Raw genomic sequence first — 12,253 nt, 5'->3', positions numbered from 1 at the left:
TGTATCCCGCCCCTTGACGGCTGGGAAGACACCGCCGCGTGAGGGTGCCGTGGAGTCAGGCGACGAAACGCGGCTGTTCCGGCCTTTGGGCGTGCGGCAGCACGGCGCCGACGGCCCGGATGCTGTCGACGAAGGCGCGCGCTGACGCCTCCCAGGTATGGTTGGCAGCAAATTCGACGCAGGCCTGCCTCGAAATGTCGAGCGCCGCGAGGCAGGCGCTGCGCAGATCCTCATCCAGCACGCCGACCGGCGCATCGCCGATCACGTCACGCGGCCCCTTCACCGGGAATGCCGCCACTGGAAGGCCGCTCGCCAGCGCTTCGAGGAGCACGAGGCCAAAGGTGTCGGTCCGGCTCGGAAACACGAAGACATCCGCGGCCGCATAGATTTCGGCCAGCGCCTCGCCGTGCTTTTCCCCCAAGAAGATCGCCTGGGGATAGGCCTGCTCAAGGCCGGCGCGCGCCGGTCCGTCGCCGACGATCACCTTGGTGCCGGGCAGATCGAGGTCGAGGAACGCCTCGAGATTCTTCTCTACCGCGGTTCGGCCGACGCAGAGGAACACCGGCGCGGGGAAGCAGAGATCGATGGCGCGGGGATAGAACAGCTTGTTGTCGACGCCGCGCGGCCACAGCACGACATTGTCAAAGCCACGTTCACTGAGCTCGCGCGCCAGCGCCGGGGTCGCCGCCATCACGGCGCGGCTGGACGCGTGGAAACGGCGCAGCGCCCGCCAGATCAGCGAGCCCGGAACCGGTACCCTGGCGCGGACATATTCGGGGAAACGGGTGTGGAAGCTCGTCGTGAAAGGCAGCTTGCGTTGCCGGCAATAGCGGCGGACCATGAGGCCGATCGGCCCTTCGGTCGCGATATGGATGCTGTCGGGGCCCGCCTCCTCGATCAGCTTGGCAATCCTCGCCGGCCGCGGCATCGCGAGCCGCACGTCGCGATAGCTCGGCATCGCGAAGGTACGGAACGATTGCGGGGTGAGGAAGCTGAACTCGACGTCCAGCGCCTTCGCAGCGTCAGCGAGCTTGGTCAGAGTCCGAACCACACCGTTGACTTGCGGGTGCCAGGCGTCGGTCGCGACCAGGATGCGCATCATGCGGCTCTTGCCGCGACCTGTGGAACGGCCGCAGGCTTCTGCAACTGATCTGCCCAGGTGATGATCTCGAAATGGCCGTCATCGTGCTCGACCAGCGCGGTGCAGCTCTCGACCCAGTCGCCGCAGTTCATGTAGCGGATGCCGTTTTCGTCGCGGATCACGGCGTAGTGGATGTGGCCGCAGATCACGCCGTCGGCGTCATGGCGACGTGCTTCGGCGGAGAGCGCCTGCTCGAACGCGCCGATATAGTTGACTGCGTTCTTGACCTTCTGTTTGGCCCATTGCGACAGCGACCAATAGGGCACGCCGAACATGCGGCGAAAGAAGTTGACGAAGCGATTCATCTGGATCGCGAAGTCGTAGGCCTTGTCGCCGAGATGGGCGAGCCAGCGCGCGTTCTGCACCACGAGGTCGAAGATGTCGCCGTGGATGACGAGATATCGCTTGCCGTCCACACCAGTGTGGACGGTGTTCTCCACGACGTCGATGCCGCCGAAATGCGTGCCGTAATAGTTGCGCAGGAACTCGTCGTGATTGCCGGGTACGTAGATGACCTTGGCACCCTTGCGCGCCTTGCGCAGCAGCTTCTGGACGAGGTCGTTATGCGATTGCGGCCAGTGCCAGCTCGATTTCAGCGCCCAGCCATCGACGATGTCGCCGACCAGATAGATCGTATCGGCGTCGTGGTAGCGCAGGAAGTCTAGCAGGAGGTCGGCTTGCGAACCGCGGGCTCCGAGATGAACGTCGGAGATGAACAACGTGCGAAAGCGCCGCTCCGGGCTCTCGTCACTCACATCGTAACTTCCCATGCGCCAGCCTGTAACAATATCCCGTGACAGGGGGATGACCGGTTGAACCTGTGAGGCACCCTCAGATACGAATCAAACCTTGCCTCGCCCTCTTCGCGGATATCAGCCGCATGCGACAATCAGGCGACATGGCCCCCGCAGAGGCCTCCGCAAAACTCCGGGAACCCCTAGGTTTATTGGTTAACGCCGGCTGGCCGCCGCCATCGCGGCCGAGGTCAATAGTATTTGTGGAAATGATGGATCGGCCCGTGGCCGTGACCGACGCTGAAGCGGTCGGCGGCGGCAATCGCCGTACTGATCCAGGCCTTGGCATCGCGCACGGCCGTAGCGAGGTCCTCGCCCTTGGCAAGCCCTGCTGCGACGGCAGACGACAGCGAGCAGCCAGTGCCATGGGTGTTTTGGGTCGCAACCCGCGGCGCGGCGAGCGCGATCACGCCGTCCGCGCTGACGAGATAGTCGATGCTCTCGGCGCCCTGCCCGTGCCCGCCCTTGATCAGCACCGCGCGACAGCCAAGCGCGAGCAGGCGGCGCCCCTGGCTCTCGATCCCGGCCTCGCTCTCTGCTACCGGCTCATCAAGCAGCGCGGCTGCCTCGGGCAGGTTCGGCGTGATCACCGATGCAAGTGGCATGAGCCTTGTGCGCAATGCCTCGACGGCCTCTGCCGCCAGCAGCCGGTCGCCGGAGGTTGCGACCATCACTGGATCGAGCACCACATGCCGTGGCGACCATCGCACCAGGCTGGAGGCGATCGCATCGATGCTCGCGGCCTGCGCCACCATGCCGATCTTGACCGCGTCGACATCGAGATCGGAGAACACCGCATCGATCTGCGCGGTCACGAACCCGGCGGGCACCGCATGAATGCCGGTCACGCCTTTGGTGTTTTGCGCGGTCAGCGCCGTGATCGCGGAGGCGCCGTAGACGCCGAGCGCGGCGAAGGTCTTCAGGTCGGCCTGGATGCCGGCGCCGCCGCTCGAATCGGAGCCGGCGATGGTGAGCGCTATGGGCGTCGTCATGGCGCGGCTTTCGGATGGATCGGGGCCATGGTCTGTCCTAACGCGCATACCCGGGACCAGCAAGCTTGCTTGCGCCACGAGGCCAGCAAGTTCGCTTGCTAAAGCCGGCCGATTTTGGCCTATTAGCCGCCAAATCATGCCTTCGGAGCAACCGCGATGGTTCCTTTCTTCGTTCAGATCAAATGCAAGCTCGGCCAGTCCTACACGGTCGCCAACGCGCTCGCCGAAGCCGAGATCGCCTCCGAGATCTATTCCACGGCCGGTCACTATGATCTCCTGGTGAAGTTCTATGTCGACAAGGACACCGACATCGGCCACTTCATCAACGAGAAGGTACAGGTCCTGCCGGGCATCCAGGACACCCTCACCATCATCACCTTCAAGGCGTTTGGCGGCCGCTAGCCGCCCAATCTCACCTCTCCCGCAGGGAGAGGTCGGATCGCATCGAAAGATGCGGTCCGGGTGGGGGGTTACGATCTCACTGATCGCTGCGGCCCCTCACGGGATTGCTTCGCAATCCGACCTCTCCCCGCTGTGGAGAGGTAAGACCCCGCGATCGGCCGGACCAAATCTCATCTGCTCTAACCGCCCTCCTTCCGCTTCGGCGGCGGCTTGGGTCCTTCGACCGGCGGCAGCGATTTCAGATATGCGGCCATCGCGGCGCGGTCCTCCGGCGTGAGCTGCGCGAGATTCTTGATCACCGGCCGCATCGCGCCGGAAGCACTGTCGCCCTCGGGCATGTCGCCGGTCTCGAGGAAATCGGCGATGTCCTTTTCGCTCCAGTCGCCGATGCCCTTCTGCGTGATGTTCGGGACCCAGCCCTCACCGTCCGGACTGGGGCCACCGGCAAAGCGTTGCGACGTCATCAGGCCGCCGAGCAGATTGCGCGGGCTGTGGCACTCGGCGCAGTGGCCAAAACTGTTCACGAGATAGGCGCCGCGATTCCATTGCGGCGCGCGCGCGGCATCGGCTACGAAAGGCGTGCCGTCCATGAACAGAAATTTCCAGACGCCGACATTGCGGCGAATGTTGAACGGAAACGGCAAATCGTGATCGCGCACCTTGCCCGGAACGGCGGCCAGCGTCTTCAGATAGGCGAAGAGATCGCGCACATCGTCCACCTTCGCATGCGCGTAGGACGTATAAGGAAATGCCGGGAAGTAATGCGCGCCATCGGGTGAGACGCCCTTCATCACCGCATTGACGAAATCGGCCTCGCTCCAACGTCCGATCCCGTCGGCCGGATCCTGCGAGATGTTGGGCGCGTAGAAGGTGCCGAACGGCGAGCCAATCGCAAGCCCGCCGCCAAGCCGCAGGCGGTCGGGCTGGCCCGGCACAGCATGGCAGGAAGCGCAACCGCCGGCGTTGAACAGCTCCTGCCCGTTGGCAAGATCGGGCGCACGCGAGGCGGCGGGCAGTGCCAGGGCGACCGGCGCCGTGAGCCACCAATAGAGCGCGAGGCCAAGACCGGCGGCAAGCAGCGCAGCAATGATCGTTCGTCGCAACATTCACGAAATCCATCGATGTCAGACGAACTTAAGGCTGCAGCCACCGTCGCTCCAGCCACGAATAATTTAGATGGTTTGAACGCTGGAGGGGAATAAATTCCAAGTCGCACTGTTTGGACGTTTGCCACCTTACGAGGTCAACAGGGAGAGACCCATGAACAAGCCCCTTTTTGCCACGCTCGCGCTGACGGCCGCCGTTGCGTTTGCCGGACCCGCCTGCGCGGAGAAACTGAAGGCGACGCTGGACGGCAAGGCCGAGGTGCCTGCGACGACCAGCAGCGGCACCGGCACGGCCGATCTCGACTATGACGCCGCCAGCAAGAAACTCTCCTGGACCGTCACCTATTCCGGACTCTCGGGCCCGGCGACCGCCGCTCACTTCCACGGCCCGGCCGAGACCGGCAAGAATGCCGGCGTCGCGGTCGCGATCCCGAATGCGACGTCGAGCCCCGTCAAGGGCGAAGCGACGCTCACCGACGCGCAGGCCGCCGATCTGCTCGGCGGCAAGTACTACATCAACATCCACACCGCAGCGAACCCGGGCGGCGAGATCCGCGGCCAGGTGACGAAGTAAAGCGTTGCGACATCCTCGCGCGACGAGAGGCCGGGCGCGCCAGCGTCCGGCCTTTTTCAAGCCCACGACAAGGCATAGCGCGCGCCCTGTCCAACGCCGTCATCCTCCAACTCCCGCGAAGCACATCACGCGCCCTGCATGTATCGAACGGGATTTTTCGGATCCGACGTGAAGATGTCGGCAACTTCCGCGAACAGCAGCGACATCGCATTCTGCCTCAGATCATCGAACCTTTCGAAACTGAAGTTGTTGCCGCCCATTCGCAATTCGCCGAGCTGTCCCGCATATCTGGGGACGACCGGCGCGCCCTGCCTCGTCACCGCTACGTACACGCTGATGTAGTTCTTCTGAAGAGCAACACCAATCACCGGCCATTCGGTGGTCTTCCCAGATTTGATCGCATAACGAAATTTTCCATAGCCGATCATCTTCATCCGCGTACCCGCCTCTCCCGCTGGTGTTCCCTTATGGAAAAACCGCTTGAGGGCCGGAGCAGCCTGAACGATCAGCTTGTGAAGGTTGACCAGGTCATGCTTTCGCTCTGGATCGAAATCGAGATAGGCCTGCAATGTATCTGCCGTCACGCGGAACATGCGAGTCTCGACTGTTGTCGTTGAGCCAATGTGCTTTTCTCCATCCGCAGTGTGCCACGCGCCGGCACCACGTGCTTGATCGAAATTGATCACCATCGTGCGCTGACACGCAGTCCGCTTTGGCCGGGCGAAATTCGATGGTCTGACTGGTGATTCCGGGCTATGGTCGTTGGTCGTACGCGTTGTGAAGGCGGCCGACTTTTCGAACAGAATGCGGAGCTCGCGCCGGATCGCCAATTTGAATGGCTGGGCCAAGCGACCGTTCAGTGCGTGACAAGGTCAGGTCATGGGCGGGCACTCGACCGATTTCCTCAACGGGGGCGGCAAGATGGGCGCGCTGATGCGCGCGCACGATTGGTCGACGTCCCCGCTCGGTATACCCGCGCAATGGCCGGACACGCTCAAGTCAACAGTTGCAACCTGCCTCAATTCCCGCTTTCCCATGGTCGTTTGGTGGGGGCCGCAGCTCATCATGCTGTACAACGATGCGTGGCAGCCGATCCTCGGCGAGACCAAGCATCCCCATGGCCTCGGCCGACCGGGCGCGGACTCCTGGCCCGACACCTGGCCGATCGTCGGTCAACAATTCGAAGGCGCACTCAAGGGCGTCGCGAACTGGTCGCAAGACCTGCTGCTGGCGAGCGACCGCCACGGATACATGGAGGAATGCTATTTCACGTATTCACATAGTCCGCTGATCGATGCGACCGGCAACATCGTCGGCGTCCTCACGGCGGTCGTTGAAACCACCGCGCGCGTCCTGACCGAGCGTCGGATGCGCGTCTTGGGCGCGCTGTCCAAGGCGACGATCGAAGCAACGACGGGCGCGGTGACCATCGAGGAGACCTGTCAGAATCTTCTGGATCTGCTCTGCTGCGACAATCCCGACATCCCGTTCGCCGTTCAATACATAGCCGACGAGAACGGGAACGCCCGGCTCGTCGCTGCAAGCCAGATCGATCGCGCTCTGTTTCCGTCCTCGTTGTCGGCGTTGTCACCCGACGATGAATGGGGCATCGTCAATGTCCTCAATACGCGCACGCTGCGGATCATCGAGCGATCGTCCGAACCTCCCTTCGCGCTGCCGGGCGGCACCTGGCTTGAGCCGACGACGCAACTCGTCGCGTTGCCACTTTTGCGCAAGAGCTCCGGCAACAACCTTGCAGGCGCGCTGCTCATCGGCGCCAATTCGCGCCTGCATCTCAATTCAGAATATCTTGATTTCCTGGTACTGGTCGCCGCCGAACTGGCGGGATCGATATCGGCGCTCCAGAGCATCGAGAGGGAGCAACGCTCCGCGCGGGCCAAGGAGCTTCTCGTGCGAGAATTGCAGCATCGAAGTCGCAATTTGCTCGCGGTGGTCCAGTCAATCTCGGAACGGACGCGGGCGGGGAGCGCGTCACTCGATGATTATGCAGGCGACTTCAACGGGCGCCTGGCCGCGCTTTCGCGGGTTCAGGGCCTTCTCTCCCGCGAGGCGTCGGAAGCGGTTGGCCTTGACGAGCTCGTGCACATCGAAATGAATTCGCTGGGCGTGGCGGATTCCTCCGACGTCTCCATCGGTGGCCCGAACCTAGCCCTTCCCAGGGATTCCGTGCAGATGCTTTCGCTCGCTCTGCACGAACTGGGCACGAACTCCATCAAGCACGGTGTCCTCAATGGCTCCGGCGGCACCCTGCAAATCCGCTGGCAGCTGGCGAGCACTGACAAGCCCGCGCTGCGTCTCGAATGGAGCGAACATAGACGGAAGCTCGCCGAGCTCGTCATATCGCATCGACATGGTTTCGGCCGGACACTGCTCGAACAGGGACTGCCCGGACAGCTCGGGGCGACGACGCGGTTCGACTTGCGGCCCGATGGCTTGCGGTGCGTTATCGAACTGCCCATTAAACCCGCGACATGACGCTCAAGCACAACTTCAGCCGCGTCGGGCCGCCTTGATCGCGGCGACGTCGATCTTCGTCATGCCCATCATCGCTTCGAATGCGCGCTTTGCTTCGTCACCGCCCGCCGCCATCGCCTCCATCAGCACGCGCGGCGTGATCTGCCAGGAAATGCCCCATTTGTCCTTACACCAGCCGCACGCATTCTCCTGCCCGCCATTGCCGACGATGGCATTCCAATAACGGTCAGTCTCCTCTTGATCGTCGGTCGCGATCTGGAACGAGAAGGCTTCGCTGTGTCTGAATGCGGGACCGCCATTGAGGCCGAGACAAGGCATGCCGGCGACCGTGAATTCGACCATCAGCACATCACCCGCCTTGCCGGATGGATAGTCACCAGGTGCGCGGCGGACAGCATTCACTTTGCTGTCGGGGAACGTCTCGGCGTAGAAGCGGGCAGCAGCTTCGGCGTCCTTGTCGTACCAAAGGCAAATCGTGTTCTTTGCCATTCGCGATTCCTTTCAGTTCCACTCCAATCAGGTTCAACCCCCTCGCCCTGATATGGTCGCAGCCAATGGCAATTTCTTGACTCGTCCCGCGTCAGCCATCAGATTTCGGAACAGACTCGCGCGCGACGCACATCGCCGCTGCAATCCCTGGTTTTTTCAACAGGTGCGGTCTGCCTATGAGGCGCTTTACGTTGCCGGCTCAAAGATGTCTGCACGACAAAGCACCGGTTCGCCCGCTGTTTGCGCTTGTGTCGGCAGTCGCCGCCGCAGCGCTCGCTTCATCCTCCGGATTCGCCCTCGCGCAATCCGCCATGGAACGGCAGGCTCAATGCGAGCTGTCCTTCATCCGCGACACGCGATCTCCCGTGGCCATCCAATACATTCGCGCCGCCTGCAACTGGCTCGCGCTCAACGGAGACTCCCTGTTGAACGAACGAAGCAAGGGCTACTATGTTTGCCTCGTGCAGCAGCTCTCGGGCGCCCAGGCCAACGAAGCCGCCGCCGCGATCATCTCGGCATGCCGGACGTCAAATCCGCTCTAGCGAGGCCAAGCGCAGCAAGTTGTGCCGACCGGGATAAAACCCATGTTCCGTGTTCTGCATCATTCGCCAAGCTCACTAACGAAGGTGCATGGACCGAAAGGTTTCCTTCCTCGCCCTGCGCCCGCTTTCAGTTACAGATTTCTCGGTGCCCGTACTGCCCAACCGCGATATCGACTCGACAGCCCTGCCGAACTGGACGGCAGCTCCTGGTGTCGCAATAGATCTGGCCCGTCGTCTGCGGCTTCGACGGTGCGGACTCGACCTTCTTCCTCTCGTCGTCTCGCGGCTTGGAGTCATCGCGGGTCGCGACAGGCTTCTTGTCCTGGACCTTCTCGCACTCGTTGTCGTCGTTCACCCGGTAGCCGGCGCGGCAGGTGATCTTCACGCAAGTGTCGGCGTCCGCCTTGAAGCCGCGATCGCAGACCAGCGGACAGACACGGCCAGGCTTCGCCTTCAGCGCGTCCAGCGCATCGCCGCTCGCGAGCTTCACGTCGAACTTGGTGCCGGCGTATTTGTTGAACTGGGTCAGCGAGCGCTGCGAGGCTGCATTCCAGTCGCCATCGGCGGATGATGTCAGACAGCCGACGCGCCGCAACTCCGACTGCACCGATTTCGCCAGCTCGGCCGCAGAGAGGGTTGACGTCGGCGGAGGCGCAAGCACCGCCACCTTCTGGGTCTCGGCAGACCGCGTCTCAGAAGCCTGCTGCGCAGCCTTCTCGGCTGCCGCCTTTTCGACGGCCTGCTTCTCCGCGAGCGCCTTCGCGGCTGCAGCCTCGGCTTCCTTCCGCCGCTGCTCAGCGGCCGCTGCCTTGGCTTCCTCGGTCTGCTTGGCCTTCTCGGCGGCTATGCGGGCGTCCTCGGCCGCCTTGGCCGCGGCAGCGGCCTTCTCCTGCTCCGCCTTCTGCGCGCGTTCGGTGGCGAGCCTTGCCCTCTCCTGCTCGGCCGACCGCGCCTTCTCGGTCGCGGCCGCGCGCTCTTCCTCCGCGGCTATCTTCCTGAGCTGCACACGCGCGAGGTCTGCGTAGAACCCGTCCGGATAGGCTCGCAGAAACGCTTGCCATGCCTCGCGATCGCCGGCCTGAAGCGCGAGCTCATAGTCCCGCCGCAGGCTGTCCTGGGGGGCGGCCTGCGGACCAGGAGCCGCGGCCGGCTTGGCCGGCACCAGCGACACATCATCGCCGCCGAGCGAGCCATAAACAAACGGCTCCTGCTTATAGCCGGTCGTCTTCAGCACATCGTCACGCACGAAACCGAGCGCTTTACGCAGGTCCAGTCCAGGCGTGGGGAGACGATCGACAAGAGCTGTTGCGAACGGACTATTCTTCGCGTCACCGTCCGATGCGGTCGATCCCGCCTTGGCGGCAAACGCAATCATGGTGTTTGGGCTGGTCGGCTCGACCTTGGCGAGCCCGCGCCCGATCGCGCGCGAGGCCACGGTCCGCTTCATGGTCTTGGCGAAAGGGTTGTCGCGGCAGGCGTCCAGGATGACGAGCCGAAGCTGTTTTGCCGGCTCGATGCTGACCAGCACCCGATCGAGCGGGAACACCTCGTCATAGACGTCGGTATCGGTCTCGAGCACGGCATCGGTCGGGATCAGGTAGTTGTTGCCATCCACCTCCATGCCGTGGCCGGCATAGTAGACGACCGCAACATCCGCGTCGCGGCTCTTGCCGCCAAACTCGCGCAGCGCCTTGCGCATCTCCGCGGCGCTGAGGTCCTGCCTGACGTCGACGACATCGAAGCCGGCCGTCTTCAGCATGCCGCCGACCAGGCCGGCGTCGTTGACCGGGTTGGATAGCCTGGGCACGCTCTTGTAGGCTGAGTTGCCAATGACCAGCGCCACGCGCTTCTCGGCGTGGGCCGAGCCGCATCCCATCAAGACGGCAAATATCGATAATACGAAAAGACCAAAACGACTCACTGCAGTCCCCCCAGGAATGCATCTGGCAGACTAAATTCAGCCTGCCGAAAAGCAATATTCGTTCTGTGATATAAGTCACATTGCGATACCCTTTTGGACGGCCACCAGGCACTTTCGGTGCGGACGATTGAGTCAGGGTTAATCGCACCCTGATGTTGCATACCGTCCGAGCCCATCAGCGCCCCACCGCTGCGCTCGCGTCCAAGTTCGTTAGGCCGCACTTAGCGCCTGCGCGAGATCAGCGATCAGATCCGCGGGGTTTTCGATGCCGATCGAGAGCCGGATCGTGGAATCCAGAACGCCAATCTTTTGGCGAATGTCGGCGGGAACGCCGGAATGGGTCATCGTTGCAGGCAGGCTCGCGAGCGACTCCGTCCCACCCAGGCTCACTGCCAGCTTGAGGATTTGCAGCGCGTTGAGGAATTTCACGGCCGCTTCCTTGCCGCCGACGATGTCGAACGAGAACGTCGATCCCGCGCCCAGGCACTGCCTTGCGAACACGCGTCCGGCCGGCGACGTCGCTTCGTGGTGACCGAGATAGTGGACCTTCGCCACCTTGGGGTGGTCGCGCAGGAAGTCGGCCACGAGCCGCGCGTTGCCGTCGGCCTTCTCCATACGGATGCTCAGCGTCTCCAGGGAACGGCTGATCATCCAGCACGAATGCGGATCGAGCTGCGTGCCGATGGCGCCGCGCAGCGCCTTGACGCCCTTTATGACAGCCTTTGCGCCGAGGGCGGCGCCGGCGATGAGGTCGGAATGACCGCCGACATATTTGGTGAGCGAGTACAGGGAAATATCCGCGCCGTGCTCGATCGGCCGCTGGAATACCGGCCCGAGCAACGTGTTGTCGCACGCGATGATCGGCGTGTGGCCCTGGGCCTTGCCGATCGCGTCGGCAACGCGCCGGATCATCGCGATATCGACGAGGCCATTGGTCGGGTTGGCCGGGGTTTCGATGATGATCATCGCAACGCGGCCCTTGCGCATGGCCTCCTCAGAGGCCTGGCTGACTGCCGCTTCGTCGATGCCATCGGCGAAGCCCACGGCGCTGATCGAGAGGCGCGCAAGCGTGTTCGTCAGCAGGGTTTCCGTCCCACCATAGAGCGGTTGGGAGTGCAGGATGACGTCGCCCGGACGAACGAAAGCGAGAATGGTCGTCGCGATCGCAGCCATGCCGGATGAGAACAGCGCGCAGCTCTCGGTGCGCTCATAGACCGAGAGGCGGTCCTCGACGATCTCGCTGTTGGGATGATTGAACCGCGAATAGACGAGGCCCGCTCCCATGCCTTCCGGCGGCTCGCGCCGCCCGGAGACGAAATCGAAGAAGTCCTGCCCATCCTCGGCCGTCCTGAACACGAAGGTCGAGGTCAAAAACACCGGCGGCTTGATGGCGCCTTCCGACAGTTGCGGATCATAGCCATAGGTCAGCATCAGGGTTTCCGGATGCAGCATATGGTTGCCGATGTGGGTCTTGGACGGGAACGGTTTTGCCATGGCCTGTCTCGCTGTTTCTCGAGTGAGCCTCGCCGCGCGTTGGAACCCTGCGATTGCAAAGCAGTCAGGAGCTGGATGCGCCGGCATCCAACGACTCATCGTCAACGTCGCGGCGGCTCAATCCGAGGATAGCTCATGCGCGGCGCTCTGGCAGCGATTGGTCGGCTGCGGCGAAAGAAATTCCTGCGGCGGCTCAGGCGCTACAATGCCGCCTCTCTTACCGCTGTCATTCCCCGCGAAAGCGGGGAATCCAGATGCTATGGGGTAAGCGGCGACTGGGGTAAGCGGCGGTGAGGGTGTGG

12 protein-coding genes are annotated in these 12,253 nt (G+C 63.2%); 4 read left to right on the top strand and 8 right to left on the bottom strand.

Annotated elements, in window-relative coordinates; translation table 11 throughout:
• Positions 1-55: 55 nt before the first annotated feature.
• The 3 genes from SO139_RS36285 to thiD all read right to left on the bottom strand — a co-directional run bounded on the left by SO139_RS36285 (position 56) and on the right by thiD (position 2,927).
• Positions 56-1,099: a glycosyltransferase family 4 protein gene (locus SO139_RS36285; RefSeq protein WP_498541524.1), complete on the bottom strand. Its 1,044-nt coding sequence runs from the start codon at positions 1,097-1,099 to the stop codon at positions 56-58.
• A complete protein-coding gene (locus SO139_RS36280) occupies positions 1,099-1,911 on the bottom strand; it encodes a UDP-2,3-diacylglucosamine diphosphatase (protein WP_449383358.1) in 813 nt (270 codons plus the stop codon). The genes SO139_RS36285 and SO139_RS36280 overlap by 1 nt, the downstream gene beginning before the upstream one ends.
• A gap of 215 nt (positions 1,912-2,126) precedes the next feature.
• Positions 2,127-2,927, bottom strand: coding sequence for a bifunctional hydroxymethylpyrimidine kinase/phosphomethylpyrimidine kinase (thiD, locus tag SO139_RS36275; RefSeq protein WP_498541513.1), 801 nt, complete (start codon positions 2,925-2,927; stop codon positions 2,127-2,129).
• 156 nt (positions 2,928-3,083) lie between these two features.
• Here thiD and SO139_RS36270 point away from each other — a divergent pair, with 156 nt between their 5' ends.
• Positions 3,084-3,329: an Lrp/AsnC ligand binding domain-containing protein gene (locus SO139_RS36270; RefSeq protein ID WP_449383360.1), complete on the top strand. Its 246-nt coding sequence runs from the start codon at positions 3,084-3,086 to the stop codon at positions 3,327-3,329.
• Positions 3,330-3,508: 179 nt separating this feature from the next.
• Here SO139_RS36270 and SO139_RS36265 read toward each other — a convergent pair whose 3' ends face one another.
• Positions 3,509-4,435: a c-type cytochrome gene (locus SO139_RS36265; RefSeq protein WP_498541512.1), complete on the bottom strand. Its 927-nt coding sequence runs from the start codon at positions 4,433-4,435 to the stop codon at positions 3,509-3,511.
• Positions 4,436-4,589: 154 nt separating this feature from the next.
• Here SO139_RS36265 and SO139_RS36260 point away from each other — a divergent pair, with 154 nt between their 5' ends.
• On the top strand, positions 4,590-5,009 hold the full coding sequence (locus tag SO139_RS36260; RefSeq protein ID WP_498541511.1) for a CHRD domain-containing protein: 420 nt from the start codon (positions 4,590-4,592) through the stop codon (positions 5,007-5,009).
• A gap of 125 nt (positions 5,010-5,134) precedes the next feature.
• Here SO139_RS36260 and SO139_RS36255 read toward each other — a convergent pair whose 3' ends face one another.
• On the bottom strand, positions 5,135-5,857 hold the full coding sequence (locus tag SO139_RS36255; protein ID WP_498541510.1) for a hypothetical protein: 723 nt from the start codon (positions 5,855-5,857) through the stop codon (positions 5,135-5,137).
• 31 nt (positions 5,858-5,888) lie between these two features.
• Between SO139_RS36255 and SO139_RS36250 the strand changes: the two genes are divergently transcribed.
• On the top strand, positions 5,889-7,505 hold the full coding sequence (locus SO139_RS36250) for a PAS domain-containing HWE histidine kinase family protein (RefSeq protein WP_498541509.1): 1,617 nt from the start codon (positions 5,889-5,891) through the stop codon (positions 7,503-7,505).
• Positions 7,506-7,520: 15 nt separating this feature from the next.
• Here the strand turns inward: SO139_RS36250 and SO139_RS36245 are convergent, their stop codons facing one another.
• Positions 7,521-7,994 (bottom strand): VOC family protein, encoded by a 474-nt coding sequence (locus tag SO139_RS36245; RefSeq protein ID WP_449383365.1) that lies wholly within the window; start codon positions 7,992-7,994, stop codon positions 7,521-7,523.
• A gap of 176 nt (positions 7,995-8,170) precedes the next feature.
• Between SO139_RS36245 and SO139_RS36240 the strand changes: the two genes are divergently transcribed.
• Positions 8,171-8,536, top strand: a complete 366-nt coding sequence (locus tag SO139_RS36240) for a VF_A0006 family four-cysteine protein (protein WP_498541508.1) — start codon at positions 8,171-8,173, stop codon at positions 8,534-8,536.
• A gap of 127 nt (positions 8,537-8,663) precedes the next feature.
• On the opposite strand, the gene SO139_RS36235 is transcribed toward SO139_RS36240, so the two are convergent.
• Both SO139_RS36235 and SO139_RS36230 read right to left on the bottom strand, forming a co-directional pair.
• Positions 8,664-10,412 (bottom strand): caspase family protein, encoded by a 1,749-nt coding sequence (locus SO139_RS36235; protein ID WP_498541523.1) that lies wholly within the window; start codon positions 10,410-10,412, stop codon positions 8,664-8,666.
• A 255-nt stretch (positions 10,413-10,667) separates the two neighbouring features.
• Complete coding sequence (locus SO139_RS36230) at positions 10,668-11,951, bottom strand: cystathionine gamma-synthase family protein (protein WP_449383367.1); 1,284 nt, start codon at positions 11,949-11,951, stop codon at positions 10,668-10,670.
• Positions 11,952-12,253: the final 302 nt, after the last annotated feature.

It is taken from the genome of Bradyrhizobium sp. UFLA05-89, assembly GCF_059803475.1.
Note: the sequence above shows the minus strand (reverse complement) of the source record. Positions and strands in the feature narration are given on the sequence as shown.